Source organism: Brevibacterium sp. OS20 (genome assembly GCF_056837565.1).
Map to the genome: position 1 here is coordinate 1,781,594 of NZ_CM166367.1, position 17,789 is coordinate 1,799,382.

12 protein-coding genes are annotated in these 17,789 nt (G+C 64.8%); 5 read left to right on the top strand and 7 right to left on the bottom strand.

Annotated features, from left to right (window positions below; genetic code table 11):
* Positions 1 to 4: 4 nt before the first annotated feature.
* Positions 5 to 553: a DUF1003 domain-containing protein gene (locus ACVZTU_RS07925; protein ID WP_229663902.1), complete on the bottom strand. Its 549-nt coding sequence runs from the start codon at positions 551 to 553 to the stop codon at positions 5 to 7.
* Between the two features lie 2 nt (positions 554 to 555).
* Positions 556 to 1,830, bottom strand: coding sequence for a magnesium transporter MgtE N-terminal domain-containing protein (locus ACVZTU_RS07930; RefSeq protein ID WP_101544936.1), 1,275 nt, complete (start codon positions 1,828 to 1,830; stop codon positions 556 to 558).
* Positions 1,831 to 2,046: 216 nt separating this feature from the next.
* On the opposite strand from ACVZTU_RS07930, the gene ACVZTU_RS07935 reads away from it, so the two are divergent.
* A complete protein-coding gene (locus ACVZTU_RS07935) occupies positions 2,047 to 3,972 on the top strand; it encodes a calcineurin-like phosphoesterase C-terminal domain-containing protein (RefSeq protein WP_172169129.1) in 1,926 nt (641 codons plus the stop codon).
* 110 nt (positions 3,973 to 4,082) lie between these two features.
* Here ACVZTU_RS07935 and ACVZTU_RS07940 read toward each other — a convergent pair whose 3' ends face one another.
* The gene (locus ACVZTU_RS07940; RefSeq protein ID WP_172169131.1) at positions 4,083 to 5,174 is read right to left on the bottom strand and encodes a P1 family peptidase; all 1,092 of its coding nucleotides are present in this window, start codon (positions 5,172 to 5,174) and stop codon (positions 4,083 to 4,085) included.
* Positions 5,174 to 6,700: an aminopeptidase P family protein gene (locus ACVZTU_RS07945; protein ID WP_139466943.1), complete on the bottom strand. Its 1,527-nt coding sequence runs from the start codon at positions 6,698 to 6,700 to the stop codon at positions 5,174 to 5,176. Before ACVZTU_RS07945 ends, ACVZTU_RS07940 begins: the two co-directional genes overlap by 1 nt.
* A gap of 78 nt (positions 6,701 to 6,778) precedes the next feature.
* On the opposite strand from ACVZTU_RS07945, the gene ACVZTU_RS07950 reads away from it, so the two are divergent.
* Entirely contained in the window at positions 6,779 to 7,636 is an 858-nt protein-coding gene (locus ACVZTU_RS07950; protein WP_139466944.1) for a PHP domain-containing protein, read from the top strand.
* A 228-nt stretch (positions 7,637 to 7,864) separates the two neighbouring features.
* Here the strand turns inward: ACVZTU_RS07950 and ACVZTU_RS07955 are convergent, their stop codons facing one another.
* A complete protein-coding gene (locus ACVZTU_RS07955) occupies positions 7,865 to 9,397 on the bottom strand; it encodes a DEAD/DEAH box helicase (RefSeq protein ID WP_482401689.1) in 1,533 nt (510 codons plus the stop codon).
* A 60-nt stretch (positions 9,398 to 9,457) separates the two neighbouring features.
* On the opposite strand from ACVZTU_RS07955, the gene ACVZTU_RS07960 reads away from it, so the two are divergent.
* Positions 9,458 to 10,090, top strand: a complete 633-nt coding sequence (locus ACVZTU_RS07960; RefSeq protein ID WP_482401690.1) for a ferritin-like fold-containing protein — start codon at positions 9,458 to 9,460, stop codon at positions 10,088 to 10,090.
* Between the two features lie 148 nt (positions 10,091 to 10,238).
* Here the strand turns inward: ACVZTU_RS07960 and ACVZTU_RS07965 are convergent, their stop codons facing one another.
* Both ACVZTU_RS07965 and ACVZTU_RS07970 read right to left on the bottom strand, forming a co-directional pair.
* Positions 10,239 to 10,460 (bottom strand): DUF3107 domain-containing protein, encoded by a 222-nt coding sequence (locus ACVZTU_RS07965; RefSeq protein WP_139466946.1) that lies wholly within the window; start codon positions 10,458 to 10,460, stop codon positions 10,239 to 10,241.
* Between the two features lie 120 nt (positions 10,461 to 10,580).
* On the bottom strand, positions 10,581 to 11,174 hold the full coding sequence (locus ACVZTU_RS07970) for a TetR/AcrR family transcriptional regulator (RefSeq protein WP_253903686.1): 594 nt from the start codon (positions 11,172 to 11,174) through the stop codon (positions 10,581 to 10,583).
* Between the two features lie 115 nt (positions 11,175 to 11,289).
* On the opposite strand from ACVZTU_RS07970, the gene ACVZTU_RS07975 reads away from it, so the two are divergent.
* Positions 11,290 to 14,610 (top strand): PD-(D/E)XK nuclease family protein, encoded by a 3,321-nt coding sequence (locus ACVZTU_RS07975; protein ID WP_482401691.1) that lies wholly within the window; start codon positions 11,290 to 11,292, stop codon positions 14,608 to 14,610.
* A complete protein-coding gene (locus tag ACVZTU_RS07980; RefSeq protein WP_181270436.1) occupies positions 14,610 to 17,789 on the top strand; it encodes an ATP-dependent helicase in 3,180 nt (1,059 codons plus the stop codon). Before ACVZTU_RS07975 ends, ACVZTU_RS07980 begins: the two co-directional genes overlap by 1 nt.

The following is a 17,789-nucleotide window of genomic DNA, read 5'->3' on the forward strand; positions in this document are numbered from 1 at the left end:
CTCGTCATCCGCCTCGAGGGCCGCCTCGGCGCTTTTCGGAGGCCCGGGGATCGACCTTGTCGGTCCCGTTTTCGTCCTGTCTCTCCTCCTCGAGCTCCTTGAGCAGATCCTTGAGCTCGGAGCGGATGAAGTCACGAGTGGCGACCTCGCGCATGGCGATGCGCAGCGCCGCCACCTCTCGTGCGAGGTACTCGGTGTCGGCCAGGTTGCGTTCGGCGCGCTGCCGATCGTGTTCGAACTCGACGCGGTCCCGGTCGGTGCTGCGGTTCTCCGCGAGCAGGATCAACGGCGCGGCATAGGAGGCCTGAAGGGACAGGATGAGGGTCAACAGGGTGAAGTTGAGCGATCGCGGGTCGAACTGCCACGATTCCGGCAGCAGGGTATTCCACAGCAGCCACACCGCACAGAACACCGTCATCCCGACGAGGAACGCGGGAGTGCCCATGAACCGAGCGAAGGCCTCGGCTCCGCGTCCGAAGGTCTCGGGGGAGACGGTGAAGCTCGGCAGTCGGCGCTTGCTCGACCGCGGGATCTCGAAATCATCGACGGCCATATCTACCCCCTGCTGCGATCGTCTCGACCGGTGGTTCGCCAGTCCTCGGGCAACAGCTCGTCGAGGACGTCATCGACGGTGACCACACCGACGAGGCGATCGTTGTCGTCGGTGATCGGCACCGACACCAGATTGTACGCGGCCAGCAGCTTCGCCACCTCGCCGAGCGGAGTCTCCGGCGACAGCGGTTCGACCTCGGTGTCGAGCATGATGCCCACGGCCTCGTGCGGCGGATGGCGCAGCATCTCCTGGATGTGGACGAGACCCAGATACTTGCCAGTCGGGGTCTCTACCGGCTGCCTGCAGACGAAGACCGCGGCAGCCAGCGCCGCAGGCAGGTCTTCCCGCCGGACATGGGCCAGCGCCTCGGCGACAGTGGCTTCCGGGGTGAGGATGACCGGTTCGGTCGTCATCAGACCGCCGGCTGTGTCATCGTCGTACGCCAGAAGCGTACGCACATCTTCGGCCTCATCCGGTTCCATCAGAGTCAGGAATCGTTCGGCCTGTTCATCGCTGAGCTCGCCGAGGAGGTCTGCCGCATCGTCTGGAGCCATCTCTTCGAGCACGGTCACGGCTCGTTCGGTTTCGAGTCCGGTGAGGATCTCGATCTGGGTCTCGGCCGGCAGCTCCTCGACGACATCGGCAAGGCGTTCGTCATCGAGGGCTCGGGCCACCTGGAGGCGGCGAGCGGCGTTCATCTCGAAGAGCACATCGGCGAGGTCGGCAGGCTTCGTGTCCTGATAGGCGGCGATGAGCTGAGTGGCTTCCTGATCGACCTCGGAATCCACAGGATGGTCGGCATCCGTCCAGTCGATCTGCTTGGTCTCGCCGCGGCGGCGGAACGCGGCGAAGGCGCTGCGTTCGGGCACACGACGCACGAACAGCCTGGTGACCTCCCAGTCCTTGTTCACCTGCTGTTCGATGCCGACGTCCTCGACGAGCACCGGTGAGTTGTCTTCGCGCAGACGCAACCGTCGGTCGAGCAGGTCATTCATCACCAGGGTCTCGGATTCGCGCTGTTCGAAGCGGCGCATATTCACCAGGCCGGTCGTGATGACCTGGCCGGAGTCGATCGCGGTGACCCGGCCCATCGGCACGAATACTCGGCGACGGCCCGGCACTTCGACGACGAGGCCGATGACTCGCGGGAACTGCCGCATCGTCGCACGATAGACGACGACGGCGTCACGGACACGGCCGACCTGATCGCCGAGAGGGTCGAACACGGGGGCGGAGACGAGTCGGGCGACGAAGACTCTTTTCGGTGGACCACTCATGTTCTCAGACTACGTGGTGCATGGAGTTTTCAGTGATCGCCTCCACGAATTGAATCGAGATCACATTCGCGGGCGGTGAACGCAGTGGGCGTCGGGTTCCACTCGCCCACTTTTCCTATTCATCAAGCCGTCCTGTCTGCTTCATCTCGATGTCGCCCCGTCTCCCTAGGGTCATTTCTCGGCAGAACCCGCCATAGTCGAATACAGGAGAAATCCATGCAGACACGACGAATCCGCCCGCGCACCGCTGCCGCAGGCTTGGGAGCCTGTGCCGCGCTCTCGCTCTTCGCTCCGCTTCTCTCGCCGACCTCGGCGACGGCCGCGGACGCACCGGCTGAACTCTACGAGGGCCACGTCCAGGTCGACCGCGGCAAGGCCGCCGACCCGAAGAAGTTCACCGGTCAGGTCTTCGATGACGTGAACGAGAACTCGAAGCTCGACGGCGACGAGAAGGGAGTGGCCGGAGTCGCGGTGTCCAACGGCGTCGACGTCGTCCAGACCGACGGCGAGGGCCGCTACGAGCTGCCCGTGCGGGACAACATGACCGTTTCCATCACTCAGCCGTCCGGCTGGCAGGTTCCCGTCGATGAGGACAAGGTCGCACAGTTCAGCTACAACCACCTGCCCGAAGGGTCCGGTGATCTCGAATACGGCGGCATCGAACCGACAGGGGACACGCCGAAGGCCGTGAACTTCCCGATGGTCGAGTCGAAGGCCTCGGCAAAGGGCGAGCAGAACTGCCCGATCGCCTCCGACACCCAGGCCTATGACAAGACAGAGATGGGCTACGCCCGCGACGGAGCCGTCGGTGACCTTGCTGATCGCAGTGATTATGGGGCCTGCGGAGTGCTGCTGCTCGGGGACAACGTCGGTGACGACCTCAGTCTCAACGATGAACTGCGCGATATCTACTCCCAGATGAACGGACCCGTGCGCGTGGCCCCGGGCAACCATGACCAGGACTACGACGCGGTCGACGACGCTCACGCCCTCGACACCTTCCGTGACCAGTTCGGACCCTCTTACTTCTCCTACGACGTCGGCAAAACCCACTTCGTCGTCCTCGACAGCATCGAATACGAGGGCAAGGCGAACAAGAAGAAGTACAAGGAGAAGATCAGTCAGGATCAACTGACTTGGCTGGAGAACGATCTGAAGAACGTGCCGAAGAACGCACAGGTCGTCGTCGCCACCCACGCGCCCATTCTCACGCACAAAGAGGTCGTCGTCGACAACGCGAAGGACTTCTACGACGTCATCTCCGACTACCCGAACGCCGTGACCGTCGGCGGACACACTCACACTCAGGAGAACCTCGTCGCAGGCGAGACGAGGAAGGAATGGGCTGCAGCCGGGATCGAGAAGCTGCCGAACACGCAGATCGTCGCCGGTGCCGTCTCCGGCGACTGGTACTCCGGCGGCCTCAACGCCGACGGGCTGCCGTACTCATTCACTCAGGACGCTTCGGAACCGGGCGTGCTCACCCTCGAATACGACGGTGCTTCGCGCAGCGAACGCTACACCGTGCGCAACGAATCCGACGACCACCAGCTGCTGCTCGGCGTGAACTCGCCCGAGTGGCGCGACTGGGCGCAGAAAGCCCAGGAATGGCAAGACGCGGACAAGAAGGGCACCGCTCCGAAGGAGATCTCCGAACGCGTCGTCACCCGCGAGGACCTCAAGCAGGGCGAGACCTGGCTGACCTCGAGCTTCCTCGCCGGCACCTCGGACGCACGAGTGGAGGTCAGCTTCGACGGCAAAGCACCGAAGCAGTCCGAGCACACTCAGCCGGGCAAGGGCGAAGCTCTGGCCAAGGGCTGGGAGTACACCGATCCGTACACGGCATCTCAGAATCTGCGCACCTCCGGCAATGTGGGCCAGTCGAGCTCGCACCTGTGGCGGACCGAGATCCCCTCGAACCTCGACCTGGGCACCCACACCGCCGAGGTGACCGGAACCGACCGCTACGGTCGTGACTTCACCGAGTCGGTCCGGTTCACCGTGGTCGAGGATGAGGCCGCGGCGAAGACCGAATCGCAGAAGCTGCTGCGTCAGGATGGCTTCGATACTCAGCAGAAGAAGGAAGTCCGAGACCCGAAGGGTCTCGACTCCGAAGAGGCTCAGTCGGCTCGCAACGACTGACAGCTGAAGAAGGAGCTGCAGCTTCGTGCGGCTGTCGGATGATGGCGCTTGGAAGCTGCGGAGAACTGAGAGGAGCGGGGCCCGCCGAACGGCGGGCCCCGTCTCCGTGATCAGAGAGCGTTGAACTCCGAGGCGAAATCCGGTGCGATCTCGCTCAGCGTCGGCGGCTGCCCCCACGAGCTGTCGACGGGTGTCGCCGAAGCGTGGGCGTCGAGGATCGCCAAGCTCAGCGCATCGGCTGCCGCCGCGGAGATCATCACGAGCTCTCGGGTGGCGGCGTCACGATCGGAGGGCAGATCCTGCGCTCCGGTGGCGATGCCGAAGACCGTGTCGCCGTCGAAGAGGGTGTGCGAGGGCCGCACAGCTCGGGAGATGCCCGCGTGCGCACCCGATGCCATCCGCGTGGTCTGTGCCGAGTCGAGGCGTGCATCGGTTGCGACGATCGCAATCGTCGTGTTCTTCGCAGCAGTCCCCGGGACCGGCGCTGCCGAGTCGGGGAGACTCAGCACCTTCGGCAGATCGAGGCCGATCGAGCGCAGCAGCGGGTCCAACCACAGACCGCCCGACGGCGTGCCGATCGTTCCCAGCGAATTCGCCACGACGAGCGCCGCGACCATGGTTCCGCTGGGGAGCCGGACGGCATAGGATCCGAGCCCTCCGCGCACACTCTGGAATCCGGACCGGGCTCCGATGCCTGCCCCGATGCTGCCTCGGACGTCGTCCGTCCGTCCGGACAGCGCCGCTCGTGTCGCCTCGGCGCCTTCGTCCGGTCTCGGCGGTGCCACGGAACCGTTTCCGCGGCCGAGGTCGAAGATCGCGGCGGCAGGAACGAGCGGAATGACCGCATCGGCAAGTCCGGGAGCAGGGAATCCGAGTCCCGCCTCGGCGAGGGTATCGACGACTCCGGAGACGGCACCCAGCCCGAATGCGGATCCGCCGGTGAGGACGATGGCATCGGCACCATAGGAATGTGTTCCCGTTGCGATGACATCGGTCTCACGGGTGGCGGGACCGCCCCCGCGGACATCGACGCCGATGGTCGAACCGATCGGTGGCAGCACGGTGGTGATCCCGGTCAGCCGGCTGTCGGTGAACTCACCGGCATGGCCGAGGCGGATACCGGGGATCTCGAGGACTCCGCGCCCGCGGAACGGGCCGGGTCGTGCCTCGGAGCCCGAACCGCGTGCGGTATCCGAGGTCATCAGCGGTCCTGGGCTCGGCTCTGCACCCAGGCCTCGATCTCGGCGCGGGTGCGGGGGAAGTCGGCCGAGAGATTCTCCACTCCGTCGGCGGTGACGAGGACGTCGTCCTCGATGCGGACACCGTTGCCGCGGAACTCCTCGGGCAGGAGCAGGTCGTCTGACTTGAAGTACAGTCCGGGTTCGATGGTGAAGACCATTCCCGGTTCGATGGTCGCGTCCAAGTACATCTCCGCTCTCGCCTGCGCACAATCATGGACGTCGAGGCCGAGGTGATGACTGGTGCCGTGGACCATCCATCGACGGTGCTGCTGTCCTTCCGGTGACAGCGAAACGGCAGCGGAGACCGGCAGCACACCGAACTCTTCGAGACGCTTCGCGATGACCTCCATGGCCGCCTCGTGGACCTCACGGAACTTCACAGGACGGTTGGGGTGATCTGCGGCCACAGCGAACGCGGCATCGGAGGCTTCGAGCACGGCATCGTAGATCTTCGCCTGCACCGGAGTGAAGGTGCCCGAAACGGGCAGGGTGCGGGTGATGTCCGCGGTGTAGAGCGAATCGGCTTCGGCTCCGGCATCGACGAGGATGAGGTCACCGTCCCGGACCTGACCGTCATTGCGGATCCAGTGCAGGGTGCAGGCATTGTTGCCCGAGGCGGCGATCGTGTCGTAGCCGACCCCGTTGCCGTCGGAGCGAGCGGCGGTCTCGAACGCGGTCTCGACGACACGCTCACCACGACGGTGTCCGAGTGCCTTCGGCAGCGCTGCCACCACGTTGTCGAAACCGGCGCGGGTGATGGCGACGGCTTCGCGCAGCTGCGCGATCTCGTGGTCGTCCTTGATCAGGCGCAGCTCGGAGAGCAGCTGGGCCAGTTCGGCGTCGCCTGCCTCGGATGTCTCGAGATCGGCCTGGACCTGGCTGCGAGCCAGGTCGATGACTCCGTCGATGCGGGCGTCGGCCTGTCGGACGAGGCGCACGGAGATGGCCCCGAGATCCTTCGTGATGGCGTCATCGACAGTGGCGGAGCTCTCAGTTGCGATGCCGGTCATGGTGGACATCGCTTCGAGATCGGCACGCGGTCCGACCCAGTACTCTCCGTAGCGGGAATCGGAGAAGAACTCCTCCGTCTCGGCACCGGCGCGGGGACGGAAGTACAGCGTCACATCGTGGCCGTCGCCCTCGGGTTCGAAGACGAGCACGGCGTCGGGTTCGGAGTCGGTTTCCAGACCCGTGAGGTGGATGAACGCGGAATGAGCGCGGAAGCGATAATCGGTGTCGTTCGAGCGGACCTTGAGTCCGCCGGCGGGAACGACCAGCCGTTCGCCGGGAAATGCCGCCGAGACCGCGTCCCGACGGGCAGGGGTGAAACCGGCGGCGGCGAGAGCCTCGGCGTTGAGGGGAGTGCGATCCCAACCGGAGGCGACGAAGTCGCGGAAGGCGGCGGAATTCGGGCGATGCGAGCGGTTGTTGACGCGGTCTGCGAGGTCCTGAGTCGAGTCTGGGGTATCTGAGTTGTGCTCTGTCATGCCGCCAGTCTAGACGGGCGGAGTGACATGGTGTGTACACGTGGAAGTCGGAACGACAGATGCAGATAGACTGTGACCATGGTCATCGATCTCCACGTGCACACCGCATTTTCGGACGGGACCCAGACCCCGTCCGAACTCATCTCAGAAGCCTCGATGGAGGGCATCGACGTCGTCGGACTCACCGATCACGACACCACTGCAGGTTGGACCCTTGCCGAAGATGCCGCCCGCGTCTACGGGCTCGGCCTGGTGAGGGGAATGGAGATCTCCTGCCGCTACGAGGGGATCAGCGTGCACCTGCTCTCCTACCTCCACGACCCGTACGATACGGGGCTGGCCGAGGTCGTGCAGGAGACCAGGCGGGCGAGACTCGATCGCACCCACCTCATCATCGAACGATTGGCCGAAGACTATCCGATCGACATGGATGCGGTGCTCTCCGTCTCGGGAGAGGACGCCACGATCGGACGTCCGCATATCGCCGATGCGCTGGTCGCGGCCGGCGTCGTCGAGTCCCGCACCGAAGCGTTCTCGTCGATTCTGTCCAGCCAGGGAAAATATCATGTGTCCCTGCCGACGATCGATCCGATCACCGCGATCGGGCTGATTCGGGAGGCCGGGGGAGTCTCGGTCTTCGCCCATCCGCGCGCAGCCATGCGCGGTCGGGTCGTGCCCGATTCGGCGATGACCGAATTCATCGCCGCCGGTCTCGACGGACTCGAGGTCGACCATAGGGACAACCCTCCGCAGGAGCGAGAGGCGATGCGACGTCTGGCGCATGAGCACGACCTCATCGTCACCGGCTCCAGCGACTATCACGGCACGGGCAAACCCAACCGCCTCGGCGAGCACGTCACCTCCGACCATATGCTCGCGAAGCTGCTCGAGCGTGCGGCATCACGGCCGGGGGGCGTCGACTACATCCAGGGCTGAGCCCGGCTCCGATCTGCGCCAGCCTTCATCCGGCGGTTGAGATCGGCCGAGGATTCGGCGGACGCAGCGCATGCGCGTGATGGATGATGAAGCGTGCGAACATCATCGGTCACAGAATCGAACGGGATCAGGGCTCGAGTCGAATACAGGATGCACGAAGGGCCCCGACCGAGTGGTCGGGGCCCTTCGTGCAGACGGTACGGAGAATAGGTCTCGCCAGCGGAGAGGTCAGTCCTCGCTGGAGTCGGTGGCCGGGTGACCGCCCTGACCCGCCTGGCCGCCCTGCGCGCGGTTGACCGGCTTGCCGCCGCGGGTGCGGCGACGGCTGCGCTGGCGGCGCGGTTTGCGGCTCTCCTCGCCGGATGCGGACGAGGCGTCACGACGGTCGGATGAGCCGCCTCGGCGAGAATCCGAACGGCCACGGCCGGAACCGCGACGATCAGACTCACGGGGCTGGCGCTCACCGGAGGACTTCTCGTCCTCGCTTTCGGGGTGCTGGCGCGGCAGTCGGCCCTTGGTGCCCTCCGGGATGCCGAGCTCGGAGAAGAAGTGGGGCGAGGTCGAATAGGTTTCGGCGGGTTCATCGAAGTCGAGGCCGAGGGCCTTGTTGATGAGACGCCAGCGGGGCATGTCATCCCAGTCGACCAGGGTCATGGCGACACCGGAGTTGCCGGCTCGACCGGTGCGTCCGATGCGATGGACGTAGGTCTTCTCGTCCTCGGGGCACTGGTAGTTCACGACGTGGGTGACATCGTCGATGTCGATTCCGCGGGCCGCGACATCCGTGGCCACGAGCACGTCGACCTTTCCGTCGCGGAAGGACTTCAGAGCCTTCTCACGCTGTGACTGACCGAGATCGCCGTGGAGCGCCTTGACTGCGAAACCGCGATCCTCGAGTTCGGCTGCGAGCTTGTCGGCGGTGCGCTTGGTGCGGGTGAAGATGATCGTGCGACCACGACCCTCGGCCTGGAGCATGCGGGCGACGAGCTCGGATTTGTCCATCGAATGGGCGCGGTAGACGAACTGTGTGGTGTTCTTGCCCGTCAGCGACAGGTCCTCATGGTCCTGGGCGCGGATGTGGGTGGGCTGGTTCATGTAGCGGCGGGCGAGGGTGATGACCGCCCCCGGCATTGTCGCGGAGAACAGCATCGTCTGCCGGTGGGCGGGCACCGCGTTGATGATCTTCTCGACGTCGGGCAGGAAGCCGAGGTCGAGCATCTCATCGGCTTCGTCGAGGACGACGGTGCGGACGCGGTGGAGCTTGAGGATCTTGCGACCGTAGAGATCGAGGAGGCGGCCGGGGGTGCCGACGACGACGTCGACGCCGGATTTGAGCCGGTTGATCTGCGGATCGAAGTCCATGCCGCCGTAGATGGTCATGATGTCGATGTCACGCTGCACCGAGGCGGTGACGAGATCGGCCGCGACCTGCTTGGCCAGCTCACGGGTGGGAACGACCACGAGGGCCTGCGGCAGCCGCGGCTCCTTGGCATCGCCCACGCTGTCGGGAGTCGAATCGGGGTCGGAGGTGACCGACGAGTCCTCGGTTTTGCCGACGACACGCTGGAGCAGGGGGATTCCGAATCCCAGGGTCTTTCCGGTGCCCGTCTTCGCCTGCCCGATGATGTCGGCTCCCGACAGTGCCACGGGCAGTGTCAGCGCCTGAATGGGGAAGGGGTGGGTGATTCCTGCCGAGGCCAGTGAGGCCACGATCGGTCCGGCGACTCCCAGCTCCGCGAAATCCGCTTCTGTCTCCGCCATATTCCAAACTCCTTTTAGCGCGTACGCGCTTGTCATGGTGCGAACCGGTAGTCTTGAACTATGCCCGATTCTGTCCCATTGGCCGGTAATGATGCTGCAACGCTCGCACTTCTGGCGTTCGGCGAGCTGACCGGTTTCGAACGTATGGCCACAAACGCGACGACCGCAGCGGATCTGGATGACAAGGTCATCCTGGCGCGGCTGGCCTCTCAGTCATTCGCGAACTTCGAACAGCTCTCACAGCACATCGATCAGATGGGCCAGGATGTGATCGAGCTCTGTCAGCATTTCGAACCGACCTTCAGCACTCTGGCTGAAAGGACTCGTCCTCGCGACTGGTACGAAAGCCTCATGAAGGGATTCGTCTTCGACGGAATCATGAATGATTTCTACCGCACGGCGGTGGACGAACTCGCGGAGCCCGGATACAGCCTGGCTATTGCAATTCTCGATGATACACGTGCCAGCGAATATGCGCGCAATCGTCTGACCTCCGAAGTGGCTGTCAACACACAGCTGGCCTCGCGGCTGGCCCTGTGGGGCCGCAAGCTCGTGGCCGAGACCCTGGGACGGGCACGCAGTCTGCTCACCGATCCGTTCCTCGGCCTCGACGAAGATCTCGTCGTCGAGCTGATCCCGGCGGTGACGTCGAATCACTCGAAGCGGATGTCGGCGCTCGGTCTCGTCGCCTGATCACACTATAGGCGCCTGCACCGGCAGCGGAGCACGATTCCGCGTCTGCAGCACGAACCTGCGGATCCTGCGAGGGACGCATGGTTCCGCCGCGAACGCGAAAAGGGCCCCAGTCGTTGCGACCGGGGCCCTTCCGCTCAGGCGCAGCTCAGGCGCTGAAACCTACGCGACGTGAAGTCTCGGCACCGATTTCGAGGTAGCCGAGCGAAGCGGAGGGGACGTAGACCTGACGGCCCTTCGTATCGGTGAAGGTCAGCAGTCCATCGGACTGGATCTTCTCTTCGACGCGGGCGGCGAGAGCCTTCGCATCCTCGTCCGTTTCGAGGGTGATCTCGCGCTGAGTCTGCTTGACGCCGATCTTGATTTCCATGGTGCTCCTTGTGCCGATGCTCGGTGATCGATGACGGATTGGACTGTGTTCAGCTTAACGTCCGCAGACTTGGGTTTCTTCCCCATGGATTCTGCTGAAGGCTGAGCGGCCGGTGGAACGTCAGCGATCTGCGAACGACCGCAGTCCGCCCCAGCTCATCTGGGTGAGCAGTTCGACGGCTGTGTCGACGTCGACACCGCGCTGAGAGTCGATCTGCTTGACGACGACCTCGGCGGTGCCGATGAGAGCCCGGCACAGCAGCTGTGCCTCATCGTCGCTGAGGCGGGCGAAGTTCTTCAGCGCCGACACGACCCGTGTAGCCGAACTCTCCCGCAGCGCGCGCAGCTTCTGTTCGGCTTTCGGCTCGTAGACGTCCGAATTGAAGATGATGACGAACTCTTCGCGGTGTGAGACCACGAAGTCGAAATACGCGCGATAGGTCGCGTGGACCTGCTCATGCGGATCTGTCGTCGATCCCAGAGCTTCGGCGAGCCGAGAGTCGAGCAGCGCCGCCGAGGAATCGATGAGCGCCAGATAGAGGTCCTGCTTCGAATCGAAGTGCTGATAGAGCACAGGCTTGGACACACCGGCTGCCTCGGCGATCATGTCCATTGAGGTCGTCCGATATCCACGGGTGGCGAAAACGGAGCGTGCGACTCCCACTAATTGGTCGCGGCGCTGGTCACGGGGCAATCTCTGTTGTGGACTCGACATTCTTCAATGCTACGCGAAGTCAGGCTGTGCACCGGGCATCCGCGCTGTCACATTGACGACGCGCCGGTCAGGGGCTCGGAAGTCTCATGTCAGCGGGCCGTGATGGAATACGAGTATGGATGAGATGACGCAGCGGATGGGCAGCACCCTGCTCTCGGGCGGCTGCCTGAATATCATCGGGCGGCCGGGAACCGGGAAGACGACTCTGCTCGAGTCGCTCTATGCACAGCTGGTGTCGACGATCGACCCCGCCTCGGTCCTCGTTCTCACACCCGACCGTGATCACGCCGATGTGCTGCGCAATCGTCTCGAGCTGCCCGCTGACGCGGTTCTCTCCTCCGCCCCGGCCCGCAGTCTGGCGTCGTTCGCGTACGGGATCGCCCGTGCCGCACATACGACGCGGACCGGGGAGGATCTCGAATTCATCTCCGGTGCCGATCAGGATGTGTTCCTCGCCGATCTCCTCGCCGGACACGAACTCGGTCGTTCCCGTGGCCCGGCGTGGCCGTCGGAGATCACCGCCGAGGTGCGCTCGACCTCGGCCTTCCGAACCGAGGTCCGCGACGCGCTCAACCGAGTGATGGAGTTCGATTTCGGAATGCGCACGCCCGACACGTCGCAGGAGATCGCAGAACACGTGTTCGACTTCGGTCGCAGCGCCCTGGATCGTGCCCTTGCCGACAACCCCGACCCTCGGTGGCAGGCCGTGGCTGAGATCCTCGACGAATATCTGGGCATCATGTCCATGCCCGGCTACGGGGGCGTCGACTCCGCGACCGTTCTCGCCCTTGCCGCTTTCGAGATCCTCCGCGAACCTGCCGAGGTGACGGCCGGACGTTCGTGGACGTTCGCCCCTGACCGATTGCCCACAGTGGTTCTGGCCGACGGGGTCCAGGACTTCCCTGCCGCCAGTTGGGGAATCCTCGAACAGCTGCGGGCCAGGGGGAGTGCCATCGCTCTGTTCGGCTCGCCCGAGACGGTGACCGGACGTTTCCACGGAGCCGACGCGTCGATCATCGATCAGGCGACGGCCGAGGCCGGCTTCGAAACGGTCGTGCTCGATCGTCAGTGGGATGTCGACCCTGCATTGGCGACGACCATCGACGGCTTCGGAGCCAGGATCACCACGCGCTGGTCGACCGGTCATATGCCGCGCCCACGTCCCCTCGAGGATGCTGTTGATTCTGCGGCTTCCGCTGAGGCGTCGGCGACCGTGCCGCAATCAGCTCCGACAGCGGCACCGGTTGAAGAGCTGTCTCCCGTGTCGTCCGAGCCTGCCGTGGAGACGCACGTATTCGAGGGCAGTGCGTCCGGACACCGATATCTGGCCCGTCGGATCACGAACTTCGTCGAACAGGGGCACAGCTGGTCCGATGTCGCACTCATCTGCCGCAATTCGTCGAGTGCTCGCGCGATCGCCAATGAGCTGAGAGCGTCAGGGGTCTCGATCGCCACTCTCATGCAGCCGCTCAATGTCGACCCCGCGACCGCACCGTTGTTGGACCTGCTTTCGGCCGCCCCTGATTTCGACGATGACGAGTCGATCGCCGACCTCGCTCTGTCCCTGGCCGGCAGCATCTACGTCCGCCTCGACCCCGTGCAGATCCGCCGTTTCCGACGAGCAGTGCGCAGACAGTTCCCGGCGTCCAGCAGCACGGCGTCGCTGGCTCAGGCACTGCGCAGCCCGATCGACGATTCGTCCCCACAGGGACTGGCCACGATCTCACGGATGCTCCACGCCGCTGCTGAGGTCGGCACCACCGACCCCCACCAAGCGCTCTGGAGCATCTGGGACGCGGCCGGAGTCGCTGAGAAATGGCAGATCGAAGCCCTGCGCGACCCGGAATCGGTGACCAACGGCTATCTCGATTCGGTGCTTCGGCTGTTCGCGCTGGCCGAGAAGATCGCCGACCGCGGCGGTTTCACCGCTCGCTCGTTCGCCGGCATCGTCGCCGAACAGGACATCGCCCAGGATTCCCTGGCCGATACCGCAGGATTCGCCGACCACGTGCTGGTGGGCACCCCGTCCTCACTGGCCCATGTGCGTGTGCCTCTGGTGATCATCGCCGAAGTCAACGAAGGCGTCTGGCCGAACCCGAAGCTGCGCGGCGGAATCCTCGGCCTCACCGATCTCACGGCGGTGCTCGCCACGGGTGAGACGGTCACCGGTGACCCCGGCTACCACGCGCATGCGAAACGGACGAATCTGCGTGAAGAGGGCGAGCTGTTCTTCACCGCGCTCAGCCGTGCGCAGGAACGCGTGATCGTCACCGCCGTCACCGATGCGGAGACGGAGCCGTCCCCGTTCTTCGATGTGCTCGCCGCTGGCTCCGCCAAGGGCACCGAGGCGGCCGACGGCTATGCGATCACCCACGAGGATGAGCTGCCTCCGCTGACGGTACCGGAGATGGCAGCACATGCCCGCGCTCATCTGCTGCTGACGGCTGCCGCGGCCGATGTCGAAGCTGCGGGGCCATCGTCGACGCTTGTGGACGCCACCACGACCGAAAGCGCCGAAAGCTCTGCGATTCCGGACGCGGACACGCGGTCATGGGCGGCGCTGATGCGGGCGCTCTCAGCTGGTGGCGGGGCGGTGGGGTCACCGACGCAGTGGCGCGAGGCTGAGGACATCACCACGAATGAGCCGCTCTTCACCGACTCCGATACGGTTCGCGTCTCACCCTCCCAGGTCGAAGCATTCACCGACTGCTCTCTGCGGTGGTTCCTCACCCACAACGGTGGTGACCGCCCGATGTCGACAGCCCAAAGTCTCGGAACCATCATCCACGCCGCCGCCGAGAACTATCCGGAGGGCCCCACCTCCGCGATCCGCAGCTTCGTGGAAACTGAGTTCGCGTCCTTGGAATTCGACGCAGAATGGGAACGGGAACGGGAATTCGATGTGGCGATGACCATGGCCGACCGGCTCGGCGACTACATCAAGAAGACTCCGGGCCGCCTCGTCGGAGTCGAAGCACAGGTCTATGCGGTCGGTGTCGACTCGAACGGACGTGAGTGGAAGGTCACCGGACGCCTCGACCGAGTCGAGGAGGTCGAGGGCGGACTGCGCATCGTCGACTTCAAGACCGGCAGGAACGTCGTCGCCGGCAAGGAGATGGACCGGCATGCACAGCTGGGTGTGTATCAGGAAGCCATCAATTCCGGGACCATCAGGATCGGTGAGGACCAGGAGCTCGATGCACACGCTTTCGGCGCTGAACTCGTCTTCCTGCGCAAGTCGGCTCGCACTGTTCGGGAGCAGTCGGCGCTCGACGTCGATGAGAACCCCGACTGGGCTCGTGAACTCATCGACGACGTGTCCGGCAGGATGCGTGCCGCGAGCTTCCCTGCACGGGTCGACCCGCAGAAGTGCAAGTCGTGCCCCGTCCGATCATCGTGCCCGGCGATCGGCCCGAAGATGTTGGAGGAGAACTGATGCGCTTCACCGCCGAGCGGCTTGCCGAGCTCACGGCTGCCGACCCTGCCCAGGCCTTCCCTCCGAGCCCGGAGCAGAAGGTGATCATCGAGGCCGACCCGGCACAGTCGATGAAAGTCACCGCCGGGGCCGGATCGGGAAAGACCACAGTCATCTCCCAGCGTGTGGTGTGGCTGGTCGCCAACGAATTCGTCTCTCCCGAAGAGATCCTCGGCCTGACCTTCACCCGCAAAGCAGTCGGAGAACTCGGCGGACGCATCCGAGTGCTTCTGTCGCGTCTGCGGCACAACCTCGGCCGGGGTCAGGACCTTTCACTGCCCGGTCTCGACAATCCGACCGTGTCCACATACAACTCCTATGCCGCGTCCATCGTCAGCGAACACGGGGTGAGCATCGGCATCGAACCCGAAACTGTCCTCCTCGATGACGCCGCGGCACACACCATCGCCGGGACTCTCATCGATTCGACGCCACCCGACGAGATCCCCGGCGATTTCTCCCGCGAGACGATGATCGCCGATGTCATCGCCCTGGCAGGGCAGATGAATGATCACGGTCGTGATGTCGACGACGTCACGGACTATCTTGAGCAGTGCCTGGCTGCCCTGGTGTCCAGCAAGGGCAAGCCCGTCGATCCCAGTGGACGACGGGCAAAGCTCGAAGCGAAGATCCGAACGGCCCGACTGGCTGATGCCTATATGCGCGCGAAACGGCGCAATCTGGCCATGGACTTCTCCGACCAGGTGCGATTCGCCCAACGCATCCTCGACGAGGTGCCCGCCGCGGCCGAGGCCGAGAGAGCCAGGTGGAAGATCGTCCTCCTCGACGAGTTCCAAGACACCTCGGTGGCTCAGCTGAAGCTCTTGCGCGACCTCTTCCACTCCACCGCAGTGACCGCAGTCGGTGATCCCCGCCAGGCCATCTACGGTTGGCGCGGCGCCAGCGCCGACAACATGGTGCGTTTCTCATCGGACTTCCGGGACGTCGAATCACTGTCGCTGAGCACAAGCTGGCGCAACGACCGCTCGATCCTGCAGGTGGCCAACCGCATCGCCGCCGGACTCGCTGACAGCAGCGAGTCTCCGCTGTCGGCCCGCGATGATGCCGGTGAGGGCGAAGTCTGTGTCGAAATCAGCTCGGGTGCCCACGATCCCGATTTCCTCACCACGGGCCTGCGCGCACTCACGGATTGGTTCCACACGATCCCCGCAGGTTCGTCGAAGGCCGTGCTGTGCCGCAAACGTGCCCACTTCGCGCCGGTCGCGGCGGCGCTGGAAGCCGCCGGATTCGCTGTACACGTGCACGGTTCCTCCGGGCTGCTGACCGATCCCTTCGTCGCAGATCTGCGCGCGGTGCTCACCGCTGCGGTCGATCCTATGGCCGGCGACGAGATCATGAGGCTCGTCAGCGGACGCATGCTCGGCCTCGGCGCAGGCGACATCGCGGGGCTGCAGGCCTTCACTCGCCGTCAGACCGAGCGGCGAGCGTCCGAGCGAACCGAACCGGCCGCCGAGGAGGTGATCGCCGAAGCTATCGACCAGGCGACGATCGTCGAAGGCATCGATGAGCTCATCGAAGTGCGGCGCGTCCTCGACCAAGGAGCGCGGACAGCTGCTGACAGGGGACTCATCGCCGACTATCAGCGGTCCGGTCTGAGCTCGGAGGCGCTGCATCGTCTGGTCCGGTTGGCTCGCGCGCTGCGGGCCACCCGGTCGGGAACCGGCACCGTGGCTTCGATCATCCGCACCGCGATGTCCGAGACCGGAATCGATTCGGATATCTGGGGCCTCGGCGATTCGCTGCGCAATCTGCACAGAGCCTCCGTCGACGCTTTCCTCTCCGCGGCCAGCCAGTACTCGGCCACCGATGACAAACCCTCGATTACAGGCTTCCTTTCCTGGCTCAGTCTCATGGAAGCTCATGATGCGCTGAGCGTCGCCGAGCCGACGACGGCAGCCGATGCGATCAACATCATGACCGTCCATGCCTCGAAGGGTCTGGAGTTCGACGCCGTCGCCGTTCCGTCTCTGGTGGTCAAGGACTTTCCCACCGAGCCGCGGGACAAGGAAGGGTGGATGGATCGCACGGCTCTGCCGTACCCGTTGCGCGGTGACCGCGCACACCTCGTCGACTTCGACCTGCGGGAGGCCGAATTCGAGACGAAGAAGGCCCTGGATGAGTGGATCGGAGACTTCATCCGTCCACGGATCGCCGACGCGCACGAGGGGGAGGAGCGACGCCTCGCCTACGTGGCGTTCACTCGTGCGAAGAGGCATCTGTGGCTCGGGGCGGAACTGATGGGTTCGCGCGCGGTTCCCGACGACCCCTCGCCCTTCCTCACCGAAGCGATCGAAGCCTTGGGCCTCGAAGTGGAGATTCCGGAACCTGCCGACGACACGGCGGAGGACCGCATCGAGACCACTCCATGGCCGGTGCCGCGCACGAAGCAGGTCGCCGCCGCACAGCGAGCCGCCGGTTGGGTCGAAGCGAGCCCGGACGTCAGCTTGGAGTCCTTGGCCGATAATCCGGGAACGATCGGGCGCTTCGCCGCTCAGGCCCTGCGCATCGGTGACCGGCCCGAAGCGGTGTCCGCTGCGGCCATGCCCGACCGTCTGTCGGCAACGGCGCTGGTCGCATGGAGGAGGGACCCGCAGGGTTTCCGTACGCAGACCCTGCGTCCGATCCCGGCTCCGCCCAGCCGGGCGGCCGAGATCGGAACGACCTTCCATTCCTGGGTGGAACAGCACTTCGGCCAGTCGAGCATCGAAATCGGCGAAGACGAATCAGTGAGACCGATCGACGCCGCGACGGTCCAACGGCTGCAGGAGACATTCTCAGCCTCCGAGTTCGCGACGCGTCGGGCCGACCATGTGGAGATGTCCTTCGAACTCGTCCTCGGCAGATTCCGGGTGCCGGGGAAGATCGATGCGGTCTTCATCACCGGGGATCATGCCGAAGTTGTGGATTGGAAGACCTCGAAGAAACCCGATGCGGCAGTGCTCGAAGTGATGAAATGGCAGCTGGCGCTCTACCGGTTCGCGATTCTCAGGGTGCATCCGGAGATCGCCGAGGTGACGGGGACGTTCTACTTCGTCGGCAGTGACGACATCGTGCAGTTCACAGATCTGCCTGATGAGGCCGAAGTCGTCGAATGGCTGGAAGACAACGACATGGGCTGA